The organism is Streptosporangium sp. NPDC051023 (assembly GCF_040689595.1).
In the GTDB taxonomy this organism is placed as follows: domain Bacteria; phylum Actinomycetota; class Actinomycetes; order Streptosporangiales; family Streptosporangiaceae; genus Streptosporangium.
The window spans coordinates 1-1,341 of sequence record NZ_JBFBCE010000242.1 but is presented as its reverse complement, the minus strand read 5'-3'; the positions used below and the strand labels follow the sequence as shown (position 1 = coordinate 1,341).

The window sequence follows — 1,341 nt, the reverse complement described above, 5'->3', positions numbered from 1 at the left end:
CTCGGGGTACTGCGAGCCGTCGGCCTGGCACTGGCCGGCCGTGCGGGGGCGAGACTCGCCGCCGTCCTAGCCGCAACGGTCAGCCGAGTGACGCTGGTGTCCCTGGTCATGGCGCTTCCCGACCCGGTCCTGCCCACGCCACGGGTACTGGGGGTCGATGACTTCGCCTTCCGCCGCGGGCAGCTTTATGGAACCGTCCTGATCGACTGCCTCACCCACAAGCCCGTCGATCTGCTGCCGGACCGGGAAAGTAAAACCTTCGCCGCCTGGCTGATCGCACACCCCGCGGTAGAGGTCATCTGCCGTGACCGGGCCGAGGCCTACAGCGAGGCGGCCACCATCGGGGCTGCTGGCGCGACACAGGTCGCCGACCGCTGGCACCTGTGGCACAACCTCGCCGCGGCCGTGGAGTGCTGTGTCCGCCAGCACCGGCGCTGCCTGCGAGAACCCGATGCCTCGGGGCCAGACCCGCCCACCCCTGCCGAACAGGTTCGGTTAGCCGGGCAGATCGTTGTACCTGCCGGTCCCGAGGGCCGTTATGCCGATCGCACTCGCGATCAGCACGCCGCCGTGCACACTTTGCGTGAGAAGGGCTACAGCCTGCGGGCCATCGCCCGGCACCTTGGCATCACCCCGCGCCGGGTGCGCCAGCTGGTGCGTGCTGCGACTTGGCAGGAACTGGTCGAAGACCGATGGCAGGGCCGGTATCACCTGCTGGATCCCTACAAGGAGTATCTGCATCAACGCTGGCGGGAAGGCTGCACCAATCTTGTCCGGCTTCATGCCGAGATCACCGAGATGGGCTATCTGGGCAGCTACAACAGTTTGTGCGCCTACTTCCGGCGCTTTCGTCAGGTCAAGGGGCGTTCTCCAGCGCAACCAGGGCCGCCCAGTGTCCGTGAGGTCACCACATGGATCACTCGCCATCCCGGCGGGCTTACGGAAGTCGACAGGCGCCGCCTCAAAACCGTGCTGGCGCGTTGTCCGCAGTTGGAAGCGGTATCCGGGCATGTCCGGGCTTTCGCCGAGATGCTCGCTGATCTGGCCGCGGATCGGCTGCGGGGCTGGCTTGCCGCGGTCTTGGCCGATGACCTGTCTGGCCTGCACCCCTTCGTCCACGGAATCGAGCGTGATCTGGCTGCGGTCACCGCCGGGCTGAGCTTGCCGTGGAGTTCCGCAGCGGTGGAGGGCCAGGTCAACCGGATCAAGATGCTCAAGCGGCAGATGTTCGGCCGGGCCGGGTTTTCACTCCTGCGGAAACGGGTCCTACTCGCATGATCACGAGCACTCACCGTCACCCCATCACGAAAATCTTGCCAGACCCGAGAAGTGGCCGCGGAA

1 protein-coding gene is annotated in these 1,341 nt (G+C 66.5%); it reads left to right on the top strand.

The window, feature by feature from the left end; translation table 11 throughout:
* The coding region (locus AB0395_RS48425; protein ID WP_366295152.1) for a transposase at positions 1-1,278 on the top strand (1,278 nt) is incomplete at its 5' end.
* Positions 1,279-1,341 lie beyond the last annotated feature (63 nt).